This window comes from Hyalangium versicolor, from assembly GCF_020103695.1.
Classification (GTDB): domain Bacteria; phylum Myxococcota; class Myxococcia; order Myxococcales; family Myxococcaceae; genus Hyalangium; species Hyalangium versicolor.
On the sequence record NZ_JAHXBF010000007.1, the window covers coordinates 478783 to 486180 of the forward strand.

Annotated in this window: 7 protein-coding genes and 1 pseudogene; all 8 read left to right on the forward strand. The window is 68.9% G+C overall.

Annotation, left to right across the window (positions count from 1 at the left end):
* Positions 1-39: 39 nt before the first annotated feature.
* Positions 40-1413 (forward strand): ArnT family glycosyltransferase, encoded by a 1374-nt coding sequence (locus tag KY501_RS17690; RefSeq protein ID WP_224364346.1) that lies wholly within the window; start codon positions 40-42, stop codon positions 1411-1413.
* A 137-nt stretch (positions 1414-1550) separates the two neighbouring features.
* Positions 1551-2009: a response regulator gene (locus KY501_RS17695; protein ID WP_224364347.1), complete on the forward strand. Its 459-nt coding sequence runs from the start codon at positions 1551-1553 to the stop codon at positions 2007-2009.
* A gap of 6 nt (positions 2010-2015) precedes the next feature.
* On the forward strand, positions 2016-2885 hold the full coding sequence (locus tag KY501_RS17700) for a chemotaxis protein CheW (RefSeq protein WP_224364348.1): 870 nt from the start codon (positions 2016-2018) through the stop codon (positions 2883-2885).
* Positions 2882-3397 carry a chemotaxis protein CheW gene (locus KY501_RS17705; protein ID WP_224364349.1) on the forward strand — a complete coding sequence of 172 codons (516 nt, stop codon included), beginning with the start codon at positions 2882-2884 and terminating at the stop codon, positions 3395-3397. Before KY501_RS17700 ends, KY501_RS17705 begins: the two co-directional genes overlap by 4 nt.
* The gene (locus tag KY501_RS53930) at positions 3387-5468 is read left to right on the forward strand and encodes a hybrid sensor histidine kinase/response regulator (RefSeq protein WP_224364350.1); all 2082 of its coding nucleotides are present in this window, start codon (positions 3387-3389) and stop codon (positions 5466-5468) included. Before KY501_RS17705 ends, KY501_RS53930 begins: the two co-directional genes overlap by 11 nt.
* Complete coding sequence (locus tag KY501_RS17715; RefSeq protein ID WP_224364351.1) at positions 5465-6505, forward strand: chemotaxis protein CheB; 1041 nt, start codon at positions 5465-5467, stop codon at positions 6503-6505. The genes KY501_RS53930 and KY501_RS17715 overlap by 4 nt, the downstream gene beginning before the upstream one ends.
* The gene (locus KY501_RS17720; protein ID WP_224364352.1) at positions 6506-7063 is read left to right on the forward strand and encodes a PDC sensor domain-containing protein; all 558 of its coding nucleotides are present in this window, start codon (positions 6506-6508) and stop codon (positions 7061-7063) included.
* Positions 7064-7084: 21 nt separating this feature from the next.
* Positions 7085-7398, forward strand: a pseudogene (locus KY501_RS17725) (methyl-accepting chemotaxis protein); the annotation flags it as partial.

Sequence of the window (7398 nt, forward strand, 5' to 3'; positions counted from 1 at the left end):
CAGGGGAACCCCAAGAGAGCACTGGCCAACGGGCCTCGGTTGCGCTTTGTCCAGGGCGTGGCCGTCCCCGCCGTCCAACCCACCCACGTCTCCCTTCGAGCCTGTCTCGCCCTCATCGCGCTGGGCGTCGGGGCGCGGCTCGCGCTGGCACTCGGCACGGACATCTACTTCGACGAGGCCTATTACTGGCAATGGGCGCGGCACCTCGCGTGGGGCTACTACGATCACCCGCCGCTCATCGCCTGGCTCATCGCCGCGGTCGACATCCGTCCCGCGGCGCTGCTGTGCGGAGCCGCCACGGTGGCGGCGGTGTGGGGGCTCGCGAGGGACGTGCATGGCAGCCGTGAAGCCGCATGGCGCGCGGCGGCACTGTGGAGCGTGGTGCCCGCGGCCGCCATGGCCGGAGTCTGGGCCACACCCGACTCGCCGCTGCTCCTGTTCTGGACGCTCGCGCTGTGGGCGCTGTGGCGTGAGCGGTGGGTCCTGGCCGGGCTCGCCTCGGGACTCGCGCTCCTGTCGAAGTACCCGGGCGTGCTGATCGCCGTGGCCTTCCTCGCCACGGCCGTGCGCATGCGACGGCTGCCAGCAGGAGCGTGGCTGACGGCGCTCCTGGGCGTCGTGCTCTTCCTGCCCGTGGTGCTGTGGAATGCCCACCGAGAGTGGGTCGGCTTTGCCTTCCAGCTGCGACACGGCCTCGGTGGCACGGGTGGACTCACGTCCTTCGCGGAGTTTCTCGGGGGCCAGCTGGCACTCGGTGGGCCCGTGCTGTTTCCGCTGGCCCTGGTGTACGCGCTGCGCGGCCCACGCGAGCAGTTCCTCCTCCGGGCCGCGACGCTCGTTCCCCTGCTGTTCTTCGGTTACGCGGCGCTGCGCACGCGGGGCGAGGCCAATTGGCCCGCGGCGGCCTATGTGTCGGCCTGCGTGGGCGTGGCGGGGATGCGACCCCTGTGGTTCCGCGCGGCAGCCCTCAGTGGCCTTGCCATCGTGCTGGCGGTGGGCTCCCACGTGCTCTTTCCCCTGCTGCGCTTCGAGCGGGACGTGCCCCTCTCACGCACCCACGGCTGGAGCATCCTCTCCGCGCTCGCCAAACCTGAACGACTCTTCCCGGGTGCTGAGCCCCACGAGATCGCCGTCGTCTACGCGCCGAGCTACCAGCTCGCCTCACAGGCCGTGCGCTACTCGGGCGTGAAGGCAGACACCGCCGGTGGTGCGCGCCCGAGCCAATACGAGCTCTGGCCCCGACCCGAGGTGGCGAAGGGACAGGATGCGCTCTGGTATTCCGAGGGCAAAGAGCCCCCAGAGGAGTTGCTCCAGCGCTTCACCCGCGTCGAGGGCCCGGTGGAGCTGCCCGCCGATTTCCGCGGCCGCAGGGTCCACACCTTCCGCGTCTGGAGACTTCGAGACGCTCGGTAGCATGTGGATTTGTGCAGTCAGCCTGTCTCGAAGGCGTAACCCACTGCACACTTTGTCCCGGGGTACGAGGCTCCTACCTGTGTGTCTCTGATAACAATAGAATGAGTACTTCACGCACGCATGGGGAGGGAGGGACCATGGGACGGACCGTACTCATCCTCGATGACAGCGAATCCATCCGATACATCATCCGGGTGTATCTGATGACGCTGAAGCTGGACTTCCTGGACGCGGACCGAGCGGAGAGAGGACTGCGGCTCCTGGGAGCCTGTCCGGTGGATCTCATCATCGCGGACGTCAACATGCCCGGGATGAACGGCCTCGAGTTCGTGCGGAAGGTGCGCGCGGATGATCGCGAGGAAGTCCGCCGGGTGCCTATCATCCTGCTGACCGCGGACAAATCGCCCCACCTGGTGGACCAGTCCGAGCAAGTGGGAGCCAACGCGCTCATCCACAAGCCCATCGGCAGCATGGCGCTGACGGAGGTGGTGTGCCGCTACCTGCAGGTGTCCACTCCCGTCTCGGACGATTTCCTGTCTCCTACCTCCTCCGCGTCCCCGAGCGACCCGACGCCTGGCAAGGCCTTCCGAGTGTGATGTGCCATGGCCCGGCCCCGTGTCCTGCACGTGGACGACAGCGAAGCCATCCTCGCCTTCTCGCGCGCAGCGCTGGGCCGCTGGTACGAGGTGGACACCGCCACCCGGGGGCGTGAAGCGCTCGAGCGCCTGAGCACGCTGCGGCCCGCCGCGCTGCTGCTGGATCTCTCCATGCCAGAGATGGATGGAGCGGAGGTGATCGCCCAGCTCCAGGCGAGCCCTGAGTGGGCCTCGCTGCCGGTCATCCTCATCTCCTCGGAGCACGTGCGCGGCGCGGCGCTCGTGGGGCGAGGCGCGGTGGCGTTCCTCCCCAAACCCCTGCGTGCCGAGGAATTGGTCCGCACCGTGGACCAGGTCATCGCCAGCACCCGCTCCGCAGCGGGGCAACACGTCCTGCACGTGCTGCCCCTGAGCGTGGGAGCGCTACAGCTCGCGGTGCCCTTGATGTGCGTGCGGCAGGTCCTGTTGCTACCCGCGACGCAGGTGCTCCCGGGAAGCCCCTCGTACCTCAACCAGTTCTTCGAGCTCCACGGAGAGCCCCTCCGCGTGCTGGATCTAGCCCGCCGCTTTGGCGTCCCCCACGGCGTGGGGCACCTGCGCCGCAAGCTCGTAGTCGTGGAGGTGCAAGGCCAGCGGCTCGCCCTGTGCGTGGACGAGGTGAAGGATCCCCAGGAGTTCCCCCACGACACCATCCATCCCCGAGAGGAATTGGGCGGCAGCCCTTCGCCTGCGCTGCGCGAGGCCCTGAACGCCCTGCTCCAGACGTCCGAGGGATTCCTTCCCCTGCTCAATCCCGAGGTGCTCGTGGCTCCTGGTCGGCTTCATGAGTCCTGGTTCCCCACCTCCTCTGGCGAGTCTGTGCCGCCCTCCCCATGAAGCTCCTGCCCTTGCACGACGAAGTGCCGGAAGCAGCGCGCACGGAGCTCGAGGAGCGCGCGGCCCTGCTGCGCCGGCCTCCCGAGCAAGAGGTGGAGACACAGGTCGTCTGGGTGGCGGAGTTCCCCCTGGGGCTGGAGCGCTGCATCCTGCCGCTCATCCAGTTGCGCGCCGTGCTCCCACTCAAGAGCATGACCCCACTGCCCCTGGCGCCACCGCACACCTTGGGGCTGCTGCGCTTCCAGGGGCAGGTCCTCTCCGCGCACAGCCTCGCGGCCCTGGTGGGAGTGAAGGGCTGGACACGAGATCCCTCCGTCCTCATCGTCGTCGATGGCCAGGAGGCAGGGCTCATCGCCTTCGACTGTGAGCGCATCCCGGAGTCCCGTGCGCTCCCCCTGGCTGCCGTGGAGGAGGCTCGCACGCGGGGGATGACCGTGCTGCTGCCTGGCGAGGCGCCCCTGCGGCTGCTCGATGTGCCCACGCTGATCTCCGAGGCATGCCGTGCCAGTTGAGCCCGCTCTCAAGGGAGTGCTCGCCACGTACTCCAACGAGACGCGCGAGCTCTGCCGCGTCATCACCCGGGAACTGCTCGCGCTGGAGCGAGGGGACACTGATCCCGAGAAGATCACGGCTTCCTTCACGAACATCACCCGGGCCCTCCACACGCTCAAGGGAGGCGCCGCGACGCTGCGGCTGGACGATCTGACGGAGCTGGCCCACCGCATGGAGGATGCGCTGGCTCCGCTCCGGGAAGCCCGGCACATGCCGTCGGCCAGCGCGGATGCCTTCCTCCAGGGGTTGGATGCGTTCAATCGCCGTATCCGTGCTCACGTCGAGGGGGCGGCCCAGGGCCTGCCGGAGCTGGCCGCCACGCTGGCCCTTTTCGAGCCCGCGAAGACCGAGACCGCTCCTTCCCCCGAAGCACCGATTCCAAAGAGCTCGCCACCGGAGGTGGATTCCCGCCCGGAGGAGGCAGGGTGGTGGGTCCGTCCAGAGCAGTTCCTCCCGCTCACCCGGGATGCCGAGCGCCTCCAGGAGCTGCGCCTGCGCCTGGAGCAGCGCATCGCGGAGCTCGACGCAGCTCTAAGCGTCCTGCGCCACCCTGTTCCATCATCCGCGGGCATCTCTCCCCTGGAGCAGTTGGAGGATGTGCGCGATGCACTCAAGTCGGACCAGGAAGAAGCCTCCGAGCTGGCGGAGTCTCTCGAGCAGGGACTCCAGGGGCTCTCCACCGCCGCGCTGCAGACAGTGCTCGAGCCTCTCCAGCGAGGCGTGAGGGATCTCGCGCGACGAGCAGGAGTCGAGGCCCAGCTCTCCGTGGTCGGAGGAGAGCTGTCCCTGGATCGGAGGTTGCTCTCGCCGCTGGCGGGCATGCTGGGGCATCTGGTGCGCAATGCCGTGGACCACGGCCTGGAGCTCCCCGCCGAGCGCGAACGCCAGGGAAAGCACCGAGTGGGCGCCCTGCTGATCCGCGCCGAGCGCCTGGGCAACATGGTCGTGCTGGAGGTCGCCGATGACGGCGGAGGACTCGATACGGAGGCCATCCGGAAGGTGGCTCTCTCCCGAGGCCTGATGTCCGCGGAGAAGCTGGCCGCCATGACGGCCGCGGAGATGCACCAGCTCATCTTCCGCACCGGCTTCTCCACTCGCTCCGAGGTAACCGAGACCTCCGGCCGAGGCGTGGGCCTGGACGTGGTGCGCAGCCAGGTATTGGACCTGTCCGGACAGCTCGAGGTCCACAGCACTCCCAGGCAGGGGACACGCTTCCTGCTCACCCTGCCAGCGGACCTGGGCACCACACCGGTGCTCGTGGTGCGCGCGGGCGAGCACCGCCTGGGGCTGCCGCTGTCCGGCGTGGAGTCCGTCTGCACCACCGCGCCCGAGTCACTGATTGGCGGCTTCCTGGAGCTCCACGAGGAGCGGCTGCCCCTGGTAGACCTGTGCGCGCGCCTGCACCTGCTGCCCGGCCGTGTCTCGGACGAGCTGCGCGTGGTCATCCTCCTGGCGCGAGGCCGACGGCTGGCGCTGCTCGTGGATGCGATCGAGAACGAGCAGGACCTGACCCTGCGTCCCCTGCCTCCCACCCTGCGAAACCTGCCGGCATACCAGGGCACGGCCCTGCTGCCCGGAGGCACCTTCCTCCCCGTGCTCCGGGTGGACTGGCTGGCCACGGAGACATCCGCCAGGGCGTCCCAGCGCGGGCGGCGGATCCTCGTGGTGGATGATTCGCTCACCGCTCGCGCCCTCCACCGGACCGTGCTGGAGGCGGGTGGCTTCCGAGTACATACCAGCGCCTCGGGCCCCCAGGCGTTGGAGCTGCTCTCGCGAGCCCCCTTCGATCTGGTGGTGGCGGACGTGAGCATGGCGGAGATGAATGGCCACGCCTTCACGTCACGGCTGCGAGCTCAGCCCTCGACGCGAAATCTGCCCGTGCTCCTGGTCTCCGCGCGAGACACCGAAGAGGCACAGCAGGCCGGGCTGGGTTCGGGCGCGGATGCCTTCCTCAGCAAGCGCGAGTGCCGGGCCGGCCGGCTGCTCGAGGCCGTCGAAGATCTCCTGGCCCAGGTCCGGGTGCGCGCATGAATCCTCCCATCCGTGTCCTGATCGCCGATGGCTCGCCCCGAACCGAGGAGGCGCTCACCGGACTCATCTCCCGTGCGCCGGACCTGAGACTGGTGGCCCATACCCACTGCGGCAGGCGGGCGCTGGAGCTGGCTCGCGAGCACCGGCCTGATGTCGCCATCCTGGACGCATTGCTGCCTCGCCTGGACGGAATCTCCCTCGCGGGTCAGCTCATGATTGAAGCCCCCTGCCGCATCCTGGTGACGACCCAGGGCTCGGAAGTGGGCCTCTCTTCGCACGCACTCCGCAATGGAGCCTTGGAGGTGCTGCGCAAGCCTCCGTGCACAATGAGCTTCGATGCCTTCGGCGAGCGGCTGCTCCGAGACATCCGGTTGATGGCGGAGATCCCCGTCGTCCGTCGCCGCCCCTGGCGCTCCTCGCGGCCTCCATCCTCCCTTCGTCCGTGCGGGCGGCTGCATGGCTTCGGGCTGGTCGCGTCCACCGGGGGCCCTCCCGCGCTGGCCACGCTGCTGTCCCTGATCGGTCCGGGAGTCCGCTTCCCGCTGCTCATCGCCCAGCACCTCTCGGGAGGCTTCACCCGCAGCCTGGCCCGGTGGCTGGCGGAAGCCTCACGCCTGCCCGTGGAGGTGGCACGCCCGGGAGTCTGGCCTCAACCGGGGCACGTCTACCTCCCGCCGGACCAGCACCATCTGCAGTTGGAACCCACCGGTCAGCTATCCGTCGAGCCCGCTACCGAGCTGCTCTGTCCCTCCGGGGACAAGCTCCTCGCCTCGCTCGCTCGGGCCTTCGGATCAATGACGGGCGGCGCCGTGCTCACCGGCATGGGCCGGGATGGAGCGGCGGGACTGCGCTCCATTCACGACGCGGGAGGCCTCACCTTCGTGCAGACCCCAGACAGCTGCGTTGTCGGTGGCATGCCGACGGCCGCGCTCCGATCGGGAGCTGCTCGCTGGAGCCTCTCCCTGGAAGAGCTGGCCACCACGCTGCGCTCGCTCCCGGGTCCACTGCCCGCCCCACACTCCTTTGGGAGTCACTGAATGACACGTTGGATCCTGCTGAGCCCGCTGATGCTGCTGACCGCCAGTCCCCACGTGCATGCACAGACCCCGAGCGCCCACGTCGTCCAGGTGCAGGGGATGATGGAGCAGCTACGCGCCGTGACCCGAGCCCCCGAGCTCATCCAGGCCGTGAGGGCGCAGAACGCGCGCCGGCTGACGCCCGGAGCCATCCAGAAGATGGATGTGGAATGGGTGACCAGCACGGGCATCCCGGCCTTCATGCGGCCCTATCTGGAAGGCCCTTGCGCGGACCTCCTCCGCAAGACGCAGCAGCAGCTCCCCGCCATCGCGGAGGCCTTCGTCATGGACAACCAGGGCGCGCTCGTCGCCTCGACCCAGCGAACCTCCGACTACTGGCAGGGAGACGAGGACAAGTGGCAGCGATCCTTCGCCAGCGGCGCGGGGAACGAGTTCGTCGACCAGCCCGAATTCGACGAGTCCCTCCAGGCCTATGCGGTGCAGATCTCCCTGCCTGTGATGGACGGCGGCAAGGCCATCGGCGCGGTCACGTTTGGCATCAGCCTCGACACTCTCTAACCCTCCTCGCACCGAGCCCCCATGTCCCCGCACCTCTCGCGTACGCTCCAGTTCCGTGGCCGGTTGACACTCGGCGTGACCGCGCTCGCGCTCATTCCCCTGCTGCTGCTGGGAGTGCTTTCCGCCCGCCAGCTCCAGCGGCTGCTCACCGCCGAGGTGCAGTCCACCCTGCGCGCGGAGACGGAGAACTTCTCGGACATCGTGCAGGACATGCTGGCCGAGCGAGAGGCCGATGTGCGGAGCTGGTCCGAGGACGCCATCGTCCGCGGCGCGCTCCTCTATGCCACATACAAGAAGAGCGACTCGGTGCTCAGCGTGCTTCAGCGGCGCTACCC